This window comes from Pseudomonas sp. HS6 (assembly GCF_023375815.1).
Lineage (GTDB): Bacteria > Pseudomonadota > Gammaproteobacteria > Pseudomonadales > Pseudomonadaceae > Aquipseudomonas.
Map to the genome: position 1 here is coordinate 2735415 of NZ_CP067412.1, position 12187 is coordinate 2747601.

General features: G+C 59.7%; 12 protein-coding genes. 8 read left to right on the plus strand and 4 right to left on the minus strand.

Features of this window, described 5'->3' with window-relative positions:
* Nucleotides 1-7 precede the first annotated feature (7 nt).
* From JJN09_RS12360 to JJN09_RS12375, 4 genes are all read right to left on the minus strand, one after another.
* The gene (locus tag JJN09_RS12360) at nucleotides 8-445 is read right to left on the minus strand and encodes a hypothetical protein (RefSeq protein WP_249490381.1); all 438 of its coding nucleotides are present in this window, start codon (nucleotides 443-445) and stop codon (nucleotides 8-10) included.
* A gap of 28 nt (nucleotides 446-473) precedes the next feature.
* Entirely contained in the window at nucleotides 474-1238 is a 765-nt protein-coding gene (locus JJN09_RS12365; RefSeq protein ID WP_249490382.1) for a hypothetical protein, read from the minus strand.
* A gap of 90 nt (nucleotides 1239-1328) precedes the next feature.
* Nucleotides 1329-2198, minus strand: coding sequence for a GyrI-like domain-containing protein (locus JJN09_RS12370; protein WP_249490383.1), 870 nt, complete (start codon nucleotides 2196-2198; stop codon nucleotides 1329-1331).
* Nucleotides 2199-2320: 122 nt separating this feature from the next.
* The gene (locus tag JJN09_RS12375) at nucleotides 2321-4288 is read right to left on the minus strand and encodes an alkyl/aryl-sulfatase (protein WP_249490384.1); all 1968 of its coding nucleotides are present in this window, start codon (nucleotides 4286-4288) and stop codon (nucleotides 2321-2323) included.
* 85 nt (nucleotides 4289-4373) lie between these two features.
* Here JJN09_RS12375 and JJN09_RS12380 point away from each other — a divergent pair, with 85 nt between their 5' ends.
* From JJN09_RS12380 to JJN09_RS12415, 8 genes are all read left to right on the plus strand, one after another.
* Nucleotides 4374-5303, plus strand: a complete 930-nt coding sequence (locus tag JJN09_RS12380) for a LysR family transcriptional regulator (RefSeq protein ID WP_249490385.1) — start codon at nucleotides 4374-4376, stop codon at nucleotides 5301-5303.
* A gap of 105 nt (nucleotides 5304-5408) precedes the next feature.
* Nucleotides 5409-7613, plus strand: a complete 2205-nt coding sequence (locus JJN09_RS12385) for an OsmC domain/YcaO domain-containing protein (RefSeq protein ID WP_249490386.1) — start codon at nucleotides 5409-5411, stop codon at nucleotides 7611-7613.
* A gap of 76 nt (nucleotides 7614-7689) precedes the next feature.
* Nucleotides 7690-8145, plus strand: coding sequence for a VOC family protein (locus JJN09_RS12390; protein WP_249490387.1), 456 nt, complete (start codon nucleotides 7690-7692; stop codon nucleotides 8143-8145).
* A gap of 122 nt (nucleotides 8146-8267) precedes the next feature.
* A complete protein-coding gene (locus tag JJN09_RS12395) occupies nucleotides 8268-8828 on the plus strand; it encodes a fasciclin domain-containing protein (protein WP_249490388.1) in 561 nt (186 codons plus the stop codon).
* Between the two features lie 122 nt (nucleotides 8829-8950).
* Complete coding sequence (gene msrA, locus JJN09_RS12400) at nucleotides 8951-9457, plus strand: peptide-methionine (S)-S-oxide reductase MsrA (protein WP_249490389.1); 507 nt, start codon at nucleotides 8951-8953, stop codon at nucleotides 9455-9457.
* A gap of 159 nt (nucleotides 9458-9616) precedes the next feature.
* A complete protein-coding gene (locus JJN09_RS12405; protein WP_249490390.1) occupies nucleotides 9617-10135 on the plus strand; it encodes a MarR family winged helix-turn-helix transcriptional regulator in 519 nt (172 codons plus the stop codon).
* On the plus strand, nucleotides 10135-11337 hold the full coding sequence (locus JJN09_RS12410; protein ID WP_249490391.1) for an FAD-dependent monooxygenase: 1203 nt from the start codon (nucleotides 10135-10137) through the stop codon (nucleotides 11335-11337). Before JJN09_RS12405 ends, JJN09_RS12410 begins: the two co-directional genes overlap by 1 nt.
* A 200-nt stretch (nucleotides 11338-11537) precedes the next feature.
* Complete coding sequence (locus JJN09_RS12415; RefSeq protein WP_249490392.1) at nucleotides 11538-12179, plus strand: LysE family translocator; 642 nt, start codon at nucleotides 11538-11540, stop codon at nucleotides 12177-12179.
* Nucleotides 12180-12187: the final 8 nt, after the last annotated feature.

The window sequence follows — 12187 nt, forward strand, 5'->3', positions numbered from 1 at the left end:
CCCCGGATCAGGCGTTGCCCTTCAGCGAGTCAAAGGCTTTGAGCAACTCGTCCATCCGTGCCTTGCAGTCTTTCTGTTGCGGGGTGCTGGCACGCAAGGTGTCGAGCGAGCGGTCGATGGCCTTGTCCAGCATGTGCCAGTCGCCGGCGGCGCGCGGCTTGATCCCGGCTTCGGCAGAGTCCCAGGCGGTTTCCAGATCCTTGATCCGGGCCTTGGCGCCGGGCAGGTCGTTTTTGTCGACGAGCGCCGCGACGTCGGCGGCGATGTTGCGGAACTCGGACAGATCACCCAGTTTTGAAGCGGTTTGGCCTTGTGTGCTGACTGCTCCCGCAGCGGCGTTTGCAGCAGGCTTGTCGGCAGGTTTCGAGCAACCGGCAGCAATGCTCAGCAGGCAGATGGACGAGACGATGGCGACGTGACGAATGATGTTTTGAATCTGGCGCATGATAATTCCTTGATGAAAGTCTGAAGGTTTACTGAGTGATTGCTTTGCGATTGCCGGTGCTGATCTGCGCGACGGTGACCAGCAGGACGATGACGCAGAGGAAGATCGCGCTGGTCCAGGTCGCGCCCATGCCGAGGCCACCGTAGGTTTTGGCCTGGGTCAGCAGGTCCCCGAGGGACGCGCCGAAGGGGCGGGTCAGGATGTAGGCGATCCAGAACGTCAGCACCGTGTTGCCGCCCAATCGCCAGGCAATGAAGGTGGCGGCGATCAGCGCGCCGAAGATGACGGCGCCGACGGTGAAGCCCAGCCCCAGTGCTTCGGTCGCCAGGTCGCCGGCGGCCGTGCCGAGGGCAAAGGTGCAGAGCACCGTGGCCCAATAGAACAGTTCCCGTCGCGGGGTTACGATTTCGCGGATCGACAGGCTGCGTTCCGTCCGGTACCAGACCAGGAAATTCACCACCAGCAATACGGAGAACACAGCGGTGCTGGTATAGAGGCTGACGTCCAGCATGTCGGTCAGGATGTCGGTGATCTGCGTGCCGACGATGCTCACCAGCACCACGGTCAGCCAGTAGATCCAAGGGGTGTAAGCCTTGGTACGCAACTGGGTGAACAGCGCGATGGCCAGCAGCGCGGCCATGCCGAGGCTGGTCGGGCCCGCGCCGAAACCGGCATCCACGGCCAGAAAGTCGGCACCGGTTTCACCCACGGTCGTGGACAGGATCTTGATCACCCAGAAGGACAGCGTCACTTCGGGCACTTTGTTGAGCCAGTCGGCTATGGCGGGTTTCATGGATGGGATGCCTCTCCTGAGCAGCGCTGGAAGTGCGCAGGAGAGAAGGTACCCAGGGAAACTTAGCTGAGCCTGAGGGGCACGCGATGGTTAGCGCAGCGGCACGTAAATATCCGTTTGCCACTGCTCCTTCGGGATCTCGGGACTGATGCTCAAGTACTCGAAAAACAGCGGGTGATCGCGCAGTTCTTCGCCGCTGGCGGGCAGCCAGTCGCGGTAGACCGGGTAGATGGTTTCACCGATGTGATCGGTGGAACCTGTGTGACGCACCACGGCGCAGCGGCCGGCAGGAATGCTCAGCTCGTGGACGTTGAATTCATTCGGCGCCACCGCTTCACGGATTTCGCCGCAGATCGCGAAATGAAAGTCTTCCGGCGGCGTCGTGTCAGGATTGCCGTAAGGAATCCCGAACGTGCGGCTCGATGCCACCGGTGACTGCCCGCTTTGCTGGCGCCACTGGATGAAGCGTTGCACGCTTTGATTGACAAGGCCCGGTGGCCCACGGTGATCGAGTGCTGCGACCTGGATTCCGGGGAAGTCGACGATTCGTACCTGCATGGTAATGCTCCTTGAAAAGTGAGGAATGGCGAAGACCGTGTGCCAGACGCTCCAGTCCGGAGCCTTGCGAAACGCCCCCGGCGAAGTGCCGAAGGCTCGCTTGAATGCCCTGGAAAACGCTTCGGGACTTTCGAACCCGGCGTCGAGCGTCGCTTCCATCACTGAATGGTCGGGCAGGGTGCTCAAACGGTGCGCGGCACGGCGCAGGCGCATCAGCTGCACATAGCGCGAGACGGGCACGCCGACGTATCCCGTGAACTGCCGGTGAAAGTGGAACTCGGAAAAGTTCGCCACCTGGCTCAGCGCTTTCACCGACAGGTCGCCTTCAAGATTGGCGTCGATGTAGGCGAGTACGACGGTGAAGCGCTTCGCGTAGGCAGTTTGCGTCGGTGCGTCTGGCACGGAATGAAGCTCCTGGAGTAACGGTCGGCCCTAGAATCGTCGAAAGCGGCGTACAGATACCTAGCCGGACTTGCTCAGGGTTTGACCTCTTCAGGCATTACATCCGAACGACCGTGCACGAATCAATCGCGCGACTGGGCGACGATCGCAAAGTTGCCCGGTGCTTTCTCCAGCAATCCGAGGAATCTCACCAGATCGACCGTGCTGCCATCGACTTTCAAGTCTTTTGAGGTGAGGGCATCCTTGAACCCCGCCGTGCCGCCCAGTAGTTGGACGAACAAGTCTTTGGTGACAGTCAGTGTTGCGTTGGCATTCGCTGCCGGCGGGTCTTTTCGGTAGTGCAGCACGGCGTTCTCGATCCAAAGCACGAAGGATTCGCGGGTATCGGTCAGTTGCAGGTTGAAGGTCCAGTTCTTGCCGTCCGCCGCCGGCCCGTCGAGGCTCGCAGCCATGGCTTCGAGGAAGCGTTCGGTGGGCGTCTGCTGCATCAGTTCGATCAGGTCCGAACGTCTCACGCCTTTGGCCGGCGGGCCGTTGCGCAGTTCCTGGGCGGCGGTCAGGTAGCTGTTGCGCCAGGTCGCGGATTCCGACTGGTAGCCTAATTGTTCGTAAGTCTGGGCCAGCAGTTCCTTGGCTGCCTTATCGTTGGGCTGATCAAGGACGGCTTGATCCAACAGCTCGGCCACCCAACGATATTCGCCTTTGTCATAGGCCACGCGCGCGGCTTCGATCACTTTGGCGTTGCCGCCCATCATCTCGACGTAGCGTCTGGCGGACTCCCTGGGGGGGAGCGGATTCAGATGCGCCGGGTTGCCGTCATAGGCGCCGAGGTACATCTGGTAGATCGCTTTGACGTTGTGTCGCACGTCGCCGTAATAGCCGCGGGTGCCGAAGTACGAGGCCAGCGAGTCAGGTAGCTGGATCTTCTCGGCGATTTCGTTGGGCGTGTAGCCCGCGTTCATCAGCCGTACGGTCTGATCGTGCATGTACTTGTAGACGTCGCGGTGTTTGGTGATGAACTCGCGGATCCGCTCATTGCCCCAGATCGGCCAGTTGTGCTGGCCGAAATAGACTTCGGTGTCGCCCAGTTCATCGAGAGCGATCTGGGCGTAGTCAGACCAAAGCAATGCGTCGCGCACCTTGGCGCCACGGATCGGCAAAAGATTGTGCATGGTCTGCGCCAGCAGCTCGGCGCCGCCGTAGGCCTTGCGTTCGGGGATGGAAAAGGTCAGTTCGGCCGGCGCCTCTGCGCCTGGAATGTTGTGGAACACGAAGGTCACGCCGTCGATGACCAGTTCCTGCGTCGGCTGATCGATGATCTGCGTCGGCGGCAGAATGCCGATGCTGCCGTAGGCGACGTTTTTGCCCAGCCCGGTATCCACCATGCCGGTTGCGCCCGGCGCCAGGTTCTTGCCGAACTGATACATCGAACGGCGAGACATCGCCGGCCCGGCCAACACGTTTTCGCTGGTGGCTTCTTCCATGAAACCGACAGGGGCCACTACGGGAATCTTGCGTTCAGTCACTTCCGCGACCGAGGTAATGCCCAGCACACCGCCGAAGTGGTCGGCGTGGTCATGGGTGAAGATGATGGCGGTCACGGGTTTGTCGCCCAGTTGTGCGCGGGCGAATGCCAGGGCTGCGGCGGCGGTTTCTTTTGAAGTCAGCGGATCGACCACGATCCACCCGGTCTGGCCTTCGATCAGCGTCATGTTGGCGATGTCGAAACCGCGCAACTGGTAGATGCCGTCGGTGACTTTGAACAAACCGATCTGGGCGTTGAGCATCGCATGGCGCCACAGGCTCGGGTTGACCGTCGCGGGGGCCTTGCCTTCGACAAATCGGAACGCATCGAAATCGATCAGCACAGAACCGTCGGAACCGAGGATCTGGCCTGTCGGCCGGGCGATGAGGCCGCGTTGGGCGTCTTCCATGTCCCGCGTGTCATTGAGGTCCAGGCCCTTGACCGAGGCTTCGATCACCGCTGCGGTAGCTGGCGTTGCTTCGCCATTGGCAACGCTCGGTGGTTTGTCACAACCGGCGAGGGATACCAGCGCCAGCGCGATGAGTGTGTGGCAGGTCGATCTCATTCTTGTTGTTCTCCGATGATCAATCAGCAGAGAGTAGGGAGAGGAGGGTGATGTATCCAATGCATTGTTTACATCCAGACAATGCGTGGCTAGCATCGGCGACATGGACCTCAAACGACTGACACATCTTCTGGCGCTGGCCGATGAACGCCATTTCGGCCGCGCCGCCGAACGCGTGCACCTCAGCCAACCGGCCTTGAGCCGCAGCATTCAGGCGCTGGAAAGCGAAACGGGTCAGCGTCTGTTTGACCGGGACACCGGCGACGTTCGCCCGACGCCGGCCGGGGAGTTCCTGATCGAGCGGGCCCGGCGTCTGCTGTTCGATGCACGCTCGCTGGAGCGTGATCTGGCACTTTACGGCGATGGCCGGCTCGGCAACCTCGCGTTCGGCGTCGGTCCGTTTCCGGCGGCGATGTTGATGCATCAGGTGGTGCCTCGGTTGCGTCGGGAATATCCGGAAGTCACCCTGCGGGTAGAAATCAACAACTGGCAGATTCTTGAAGCCCGTTTGCGGGATGAAGCGATCGAGTTTTTCGTCGCGGACATTCGCAACTTCTCGGCCGACACCGATCTGCTGATCCGCTCGCTGGGTCAGGCCTCGGCGGGGTTCTTCGTCCGGCCACAACACCCGTTGGCCGGGCGCGCGGTGACGATGAGAGACCTGGAAAAGTACGGTATCGCAACGACGCGCCTGCCGGCCGTGGTGAAGGAAGAGACTGCGCATACCCTGGGCATTTCCACTCGCCAGGCCTTGCCGCTTGCGCTTGAGTGCGACGATGTGGCGTTGCTCAGAACGGTGGCCTGTTCGACCGATACCATCCTCGGCGTGATTCACGGCGCCGTGGCTGAAGACCTACGCATCGGTAACCTGATCGAACTGCAGGTCGTGGACAGACCCGGGCTGCATTCCGAAATCGGCGTCGTCAGCCTGCCCAACAGAAGCCAGTCACCAACCGCCCGCTGCGTGATCGACGCCATCGTCGACGAGATGGCGCAGCGCAACGTCTCGACCTGAACCGGTGCTCCGGTCAGCGGCCAATGCGCCAAAGCACGAGACTTCCCGCTGAAAAACCGGATAATGGCGGCCATTCTGTTCAGCTCGCTATTCTGGTAGTCCCCCATGGAAATCAAGGTCAACTTTCTCGACAACCTTCGACTTGAAGCCAAGTTCGACGACTTCACGGTGGTGGCCGACCAACCGATCCGCTACAAGGGCGACGGCTCGGCACCGGGTCCGTTCGACTACTTCCTGGCCTCGTCGGCGCTGTGTGCGGCTTACTTCGTGAAGCTGTATTGCGAAACCCGCAATATCCCGACCGATAACATCCGCCTGTCGCAGAACAACATCGTTGACCCGGAGAACCGCTACAACCAGATCTTCAAGATTCAGGTCGAGTTGCCGGCAGACATCTCCGACAAGGACCGCCAGGGCATCCTGCGTTCCATCGACCGCTGCACCGTGAAAAAAGTGGTGCAGGCCGGCCCTGAGTTCGTGATCGAGGAAGTGGAAAACCTCGACGCCGACGCCCAGGCACTGCTGATGCCAGGCGCGAACGCCAGCGCGAGCACCTACATTCCGGGCAAGGACCTGCCGCTGGAGCAGACCATCGCCAACATGTCGGGCATCCTCGCCGACCTCGGCATGAAGATCGAAATCGCCTCGTGGCGCAACATCGTGCCCAACGTGTGGTCGCTGCACATCCGCGACGCGCACTCGCCGATGTGCTTCACCAACGGCAAGGGCTCGACCAAGGAAGGCGCGCTGGCGTCGGCGCTGGGCGAGTTCATCGAGCGGCTGAACTGCAACTTCTTCTACAACGATCAGTTCTGGGGTCTGGACCTCGCCAATGCGCCGTTCGTGCATTACCCGGACGAGCGCTGGTTCAAGCCGGGCAGCAATGACGAGCTGCCGAGCGAAATCCTCGACCCGTACTGCCTGAAGATCTACAACCGCGACGGCGAACTGCGTGGTTCGCACCTGATCGACACCAACTCCGGCAATGAACAGCGCGGTATCGTTTCGCTGCCGTTCGTTCGTCAGTCGGACGGCGAGGTGGTGTACTTCCCGTCGAACCTGATCGAAAACCTGTACCTGAGCAACGGCATGAGCGCCGGCAACACCCTGGCCGAAGCCCAGGTGCAGTGCCTGTCGGAAATTTTCGAACGTGCGGTGAAGCGCGAAATCATCGAAGGCGAATTCGCCCTGCCGGACGTGCCGCAGGAAGTGTTGGCCAAGTACCCGGCGATCATGGCCGGTATTCAGGGCCTGGAAGCCCAGGGCTTCCCGGTGCTGGTGAAGGATGCGTCGCTGGGCGGCGAATTCCCGGTGATGTGCGTCACGCTGATGAACCCGCGTACCGGCGGTGTGTTCGCTTCGTTCGGCGCGCACCCGAGCTTCGAAGTGGCGCTGGAGCGCAGCCTGACCGAGTTGCTGCAAGGCCGCAGTTTCGAAGGCCTGAACGATCTGCCGCAGCCAACCTTCGAAGGTCAGGCGGTCACCGAACCGAACAACTTCGTCGAGCACTTCATCGACTCCAGCGGTGTGGTGTCGTGGCGCTTCTTCAGCGCCCAGGCGGAATACGAGTTCGTGGAATGGGACTTCACCGGCCAGGGTGAAAACTCCAACGTCGAGGAAGCCGAAACCCTGTTCGGCATCCTCAAGGGCATGGGCAAGGAATCGTACATGGCGGTCTACGAGCACATCGGTGCAACCGCTTGCCGCATCCTGGTGCCGGACTACTCGGAAATCTACCCGGTGGACGACCTGATCTGGGACAACACCAACAAGGCGCTGTTCTTCCGCGAAGACATCCTCAACCTGCATCGCTTGAACGAAGAAGAACTCCAGTCGCTGGTCGAGCGTCTGGTCGAAAGCGAGCTGGATGACTACACCGACATCACCACGCTGATCGGCATCGAGTTCGATGACAACACCGTGTGGGGGCAACTGACGATTCTGGAACTGAAACTGCTGATCTGGCTCGCCCTGGGACAAATCGAGGAGGCTAAGGAAGCAGTGGAAATGTTCCTCCAGTACAACGACAACACCGTCGAGCGGGGGCTGTTCTATCAGGCCGTCAACGGGGTGCTGGAGATGCAACTGGACGAAGATCTGGAGCTGGCCGACTACGAAGCCAACTTCCGCCGCATGTTCGGCAACGAACGGATGGACGCCGCGATCGGCTCGGTGGACGGCAGCGTACGCTTCTACGGCTTGACGCCGACCAGCATGAAGCTGGAAGGACTCGACCGCCATCTGCGCCTGATCGACAGCTACAAGAAACTGCACGCGGCCCGGGCCAATGTGACGGCTTCGGTTCGCTGACAGCGCTGACAACAAAAAAGCACCTTCGGGTGCTTTTTTGTTTTTAAGATGGACGCCTGTCAGAGGGAGCGATGCAATGGATTTGAAGTTCAGTCATGTCGATGTACTGGTCAATAACCTCGAAGAAGCCTGCGCCTACTATGCGCAGATTCTGAAAGCCAGAATCTCCAGAACCCTCGTCTGGGAACGGGGTGGTCTGCACGTTCGCTACGCGGTTGCGCTGATCGGGCAGGAGCGTTTCATGCTGGTCCAGCCGTTGGCGGGCAACCTCAAGGAACTGCTGGACGCGTCGGGGGAGGGGATGATCTATCGCCACTGCTATTCGACACCGGACATCGAGAAGGCCTACGACGAACTGGTGATCGCCGGCGTGCAGCCCGAAGACGAAAACGGCCAGCCACTGGAACGCGCCAACCTGCAATCACCGTCCGGGACACGCATCATCTGGCTGCCCAAGCGCTTCGGGCATTTCTCTATCGAGATCCTCGAAGAGCAGACGCTGGAGGCTTTCATCGCATCGGCGTTTTCCTGAGTTTTTTAATGGGGACAGATTTATTTTTAAAATAAATCTGTCCCCTTTTGCATCCGATTGCCCGCCTGCTCCGTAAATTCATCACCCTCATTCGAAGGGTCGAAGAATTCAGGAGACACACCATGCACTCGCTCATCAAACGCATTGCCATCGCCTGCTTCACGCTGCTCTGCTTCGGTACGGGATCGATTTTTGCCGCCGATACTGTGATGGTAGGCGGTGCGGCCATGTACCCGAACAAGACCATCGTTGAAAACGCCGTCAACTCGAAGGACCACACGACCCTCGTTGCAGCGGTCAAGGCGGCCGGGCTGGTCGACACCCTCAACAGCAAGGGGCCGTTCACGGTCTTCGCGCCTACCAATGAAGCGTTCGCCAAATTGCCCGCTGGTACTGTCGATACGCTGGTCAAACCGGAGCACAAGGCCGATCTGACTACGATCCTCACCTATCACGTGGTTGCTGGCACTCACACGGCAAAACAGCTGATGGATGACGCCAAAATGCACGGCGGCAAAGTCATGCTCAAAACCGTTCAGGGCGAATCCCTGACCGTCATGCTGCACGACGGCAAGTTGTGGGTGGTGGACGCCAAAGGCGGGAAGGCTGCGATCACCATTGCGGACGTGATGCAGTCCAATGGCGTGATTCATGTAGTGGATACGGTGCTGATGCCGAAGTAGTCTTTTTATTGGGGACAGATTTATTTTTAAAATAAATCTGTCCCCAATAAGGGGCTTGGAATTGGCCAGTGTGCCCTTATAACAAGGGTTACCTCCAACATCCCCGAGGGGAAGGACAGACCATGACCAGCCAAACCGAAACTGCCATCCTCGCCGGCGGCTGCTTCTGGGGCATGCAAGATCTGTTGCGGCGCTATCCCGGCGTCCTGCAAACGCGCGTCGGTTACACCGGTGGCGATGTGCCGAATGCCACTTATCGCAATCATGGCAATCACGCCGAAGCCATCGAAATCGTCTTCGATCCGGCCGTTATCAGCTATCGGCAGATCCTTGAGTTCTTCTTTCAGATTCACGACCCGACCACGCCCAACCGTCAGGGCAATGACCTTGGCCCCAGCTATCGTTCAGCGATCTATTACCTGAATGACCAGCAACGTGACGTCGCTGAAGACACCGCCGCCGATGTCGAGGCCTCACGCCTATGGCCTGGACGAGTGGTGACTGAAATCGAACCGGCCGGGCCGTTCTGGGAGGCGGAGCCGGAGCACCAGGATTATCTGGAGCGTATTCCGAATGGCTACACCTGCCACTTCATCCGCCCGAACTGGAAGCTTCCGAAGCGCGGCTGAGGTTCAGTAGCTTTCAGTACGAAAGCGAAGGGAACAGGTCTGCTATCTGAAAAGTAGATCTGTTCCCTTTTTTAACCGAATTCCAGAAAGGTAGCTAAGCAAGTTAGCTATATGTTAGTTTCGCGTCCTCTTCACGACCAGCCCGGACCGATCCTGCACATGACGTCACCTTCATCACCGCCAAATCCAGCCGAAGACCCCCGCAACCTGCAGATCGCCAGTGATGTTGTCGGCCAACAGTTGCAACAGATCGCCATCCTGACGCGCAAGTCTGCCAGCCATCTGGGCGCGGTGCTGGGCATCAATCAGACGGACGTGGCGGCGCTTGAGCACTTGATCACTGACGGGCCTCTTCCGCCGACTGAACTTGCGACGCGCCTTTCAGTGACCACCGCCGGCATCACGCTGGTCATCGATCGGCTGGAACGCGCGGGGCATGTGGTCCGCGAGCGGCAGCTCAATGACAAGCGCCGGGTGTTGGTGTGTCCGGTTCCTGATTCGGTGGCGCAGGCGTATCGGCATATTGCGCCAATGCTCAATGGCCTGAGCGCCGTACTCGCAGCACTCGACGGCAAGGATCGCGCAGTGGTTGAAACATTCCTTGGTCAAGTGATCGAGGTCTACCGCACCACGTTGCCGGGCAGCGCTGTGGCCACGTCTGAAAGTCAGGACGCATGATGAACCCCAAAAAAGTACTGGTGACTGGTGCAAGCATCGCCGGACCTGCGCTGGCGTATTGGCTGTCCCGACAAGGCATGGACGTCACGGTGGTGGAGAGGGCGCCTGCGTTTCGCGATGGCGGACAGACCATTGACGTGCGGGGCGCCGGGCGTGAGGTCGTCCGGCGCATGGGTCTGGAAGATTTGATTCGGGCGAACACGACCCAGGAACAGGGCATCGCCTTCGTTGACCAGAACAACCGGACCAAGGCGTTTCTGGGTGTCGATGCATTCGATGGGAAGGGGCCGATAGCTGAGCTTGAGATTCTGCGGGGTGAACTCGCCAAATTATTGATCCAGCACAGCCAGGACCGTGTCCTGTACCGATTCGGCGATAGTGTTGAAGCCATGGAAGACGATGGCGAGCAGGTTCACGTGCGTTTCGAACAGGGTGGCAAGCAGGTTTACGATCTGGTGATCGTGGCTGAAGGGATTGGTTCGACGACCCGCAACCGGGTGTTCGGCAACGAGGTCCAGCGTCGTCCCCTCAATTTGTATACGGCTTATTTCACCGTGCCTCGACAGCCAAGCGATGGCCAGGTCATGCGCTGGCACAATATTCCTGGTGGTCGCTGTGTCTGTTTGCGGCCTGACAATCTGGGCACCACCCGCGCCTTTTTGTCTTTTCAGCAGGCACCGTGTGGATACGAAAAACTCGCGCAGGACGAACAGAAGTCCTTGCTCAGGCAAATATTCGCCGACGCCGGTTGGGAGACACCTCGCGTGCTGGCTGCGCTGGAGGATGCCACCGACCTGTATCTGGACGCGGTGGGGCAGGTGAAGATGCCCCGTTGGTCCAGGGGGCGCATCGCGCTGGTCGGGGACGCGGCTTATTGCGCATCGCCCATCAGCGGCATGGGCACCAGCCTGGGGCTGTGCGGCGCCTATGTGCTGGCCGGTGAACTGGGACGCCACGCTGACCACGCCGAGGCGTTCGCGGCCTACGAAAAACTGATGCGGCCATTTGTCGCCCAAGCCCAAAGCGTGCCTGGGTTTGCCCCCCGACTGGCATCGCCGCATTCGCGCCTTGGCATCGCCCTTGGTCACGCTGTATTGAGACTGGCGAGTGCGCCGGGGTTCAAGCGTCTGTTCGGGAAGCTCCTTTCGCCGAAGGCAGATGCTATCGAATTGCCGGAGTATGACGAGCCGCAGTGGGGGTAGGTGTGTCAGCTTGTGGGGATTGCTGATCGTGACAAGCGTCAGATTTGGACTCACTCAAAGGGGACAAATTTATTATAAAAAATAAATCTGTCCCCATTTTTAAAGTGGACGTAGAGCGAGAGCATTCAATGGGGACAGATTTATTATCATTGGTAGCGGCTCCTGTACCATTCAGCCTCTCACTCCAACGAGCATGGAAAATGGATTCTCACTCGATTCTGGCTTTTACCCTGGTCGCCGCTATTGCCATCGCAAGCCCAGGCCCCGCGACGCTGATGGCGATCAACAACAGCCTGGCCCATGGTCAGCGCAGCGCGATCTGGTCGTCGCTCGGCAATGCCAGTGGTCTGTTCTGCCTTTCAGCTGCCGCGATGCTCGGGCTCGGGGCATTGCTCGCCAGTTCCGAAATGCTGTTCAACGCGGTGAAGATCATTGGCGCCGGTTATCTGTTCTATCTCGGGATCAAGCAACTGTTCAAAAAGGACGCGATGCTTCAGGACAGTCCTCAGGACGATTCGAAGAAAGCCCGGCCCACGCGCCTGAAACTTTACAAGTCGGCATTCCTGACGGCCGTGACCAATCCCAAGGCGACGATGTTTTTCACCGCGCTGTTTCCGCAATTCATCGACCAGAGCGCGACGCTGCTGCCACAGTTCCTGATCCTGACGTCGATTTTCATGGCGCTGTCGGTGACGTCCCTGACGCTATACGCCGCGCTCGCCTCCCGGGCCAAGGGCGTGTTGACCCGACCGGCGTTTTCGCGCTGGGTCAGCCGGGTGGTGGGGTCGACGTTTATCGGCTTCGGCGCCGCCATTCTGACCATGCGCCGGCAGGCTGCCTGAGAGGCAGC

What these genes read in the sequence shown, in the direction of transcription:
- JJN09_RS12360 (WP_249490381.1), bottom strand. Translation starts at nt 445, where the DNA reads ATGCGCCAGATTCAAAACATCATTCGTCACGTCGCCATCGTCTCGTCC.
- JJN09_RS12365 (WP_249490382.1), bottom strand. Translation starts at nt 1,238, where the DNA reads ATGAAACCCGCCATAGCCGACTGGCTCAACAAAGTGCCCGAAGTGACG.
- JJN09_RS12375 (WP_249490384.1), bottom strand. Translation starts at nt 4,288, where the DNA reads ATGAGATCGACCTGCCACACACTCATCGCGCTGGCGCTGGTATCCCTC.
- JJN09_RS12385 (WP_249490386.1), top strand. Translation starts at nt 5,409, where the DNA reads ATGGAAATCAAGGTCAACTTTCTCGACAACCTTCGACTTGAAGCCAAG.
- JJN09_RS12390 (WP_249490387.1), top strand. Translation starts at nt 7,690, where the DNA reads ATGGATTTGAAGTTCAGTCATGTCGATGTACTGGTCAATAACCTCGAA.
- JJN09_RS12395 (WP_249490388.1), top strand. Translation starts at nt 8,268, where the DNA reads ATGCACTCGCTCATCAAACGCATTGCCATCGCCTGCTTCACGCTGCTC.
- msrA (WP_249490389.1), top strand. Translation starts at nt 8,951, where the DNA reads ATGACCAGCCAAACCGAAACTGCCATCCTCGCCGGCGGCTGCTTCTGG.
- JJN09_RS12405 (WP_249490390.1), top strand. Translation starts at nt 9,617, where the DNA reads ATGACGTCACCTTCATCACCGCCAAATCCAGCCGAAGACCCCCGCAAC.
- JJN09_RS12410 (WP_249490391.1), top strand. Translation starts at nt 10,135, where the DNA reads ATGAACCCCAAAAAAGTACTGGTGACTGGTGCAAGCATCGCCGGACCT.
- JJN09_RS12415 (WP_249490392.1), top strand. Translation starts at nt 11,538, where the DNA reads ATGGATTCTCACTCGATTCTGGCTTTTACCCTGGTCGCCGCTATTGCC.